Source organism: Pseudomonas sp. 05N434 (genome assembly GCF_056396965.1).
Map to the genome: position 1 here is coordinate 1 of NZ_JBFTMK010001041.1, position 601 is coordinate 601.

The following is a 601-nucleotide window of genomic DNA, read 5'->3' on the forward strand; positions in this document are numbered from 1 at the left end:
TTCCAGAGGCTGTAAAAACAACGTTACGTGTTCCAGGTCGCGACCGGTGCGACTCGAAGCATTGACCGTGCGATCGCTCAGCCAACGAACGTCAATGGCTCAAGACGATCAGGTTATGAGCGTTTTTACACACTCTGGACCGTTCTCTGCCGTACATGGTTGCAAAGCATGCTGCTCGAATCCGATGCAATCGGTAGTCAGAACGAATGCAAATGACTGGTCAGGTCGATGCAAACGGGTGTTCCAGTGGAGTGCAATTTCGCATTCTCCACTGGGCGCCTTTATGCAAGGCATCCAAGCCTATAAAGTAGCCCCCTCCAAACAAGGAGGATGGAACAGTGCTCACCAAAATTGAGCTGCTGGACGAACTGCTTCAGCGCTATGCCGGAAACCTCGGCAATGACTTCACCGGATACCGAAATCATGTGTACCGAGTCATCAACTTTTGTTGCTCGCTCAGTACGCTGGACGCTGTGAATCTAGAAAAGATAGTTTTGGCCGGGGTATTTCATGATCTTGGTATATGGACGGCCAAGACGTTTGATTATTTGCCCCCCTCAGAGCAATTGGCAGAAGACTTCCTTCAGGAAATCGACAAGCT

The 601-nt window shown here is 50.1% G+C and carries 1 protein-coding gene; it reads left to right on the forward strand.

Annotation, left to right across the window (positions count from 1 at the left end):
• Positions 1 to 338: 338 nt before the first annotated feature.
• Positions 339 to 601, forward strand: a 263-nt coding sequence (locus tag AC1DLB_RS31595) for an HD domain-containing protein (RefSeq protein WP_477786477.1), incomplete at its 3' end; no start/stop codon positions are given.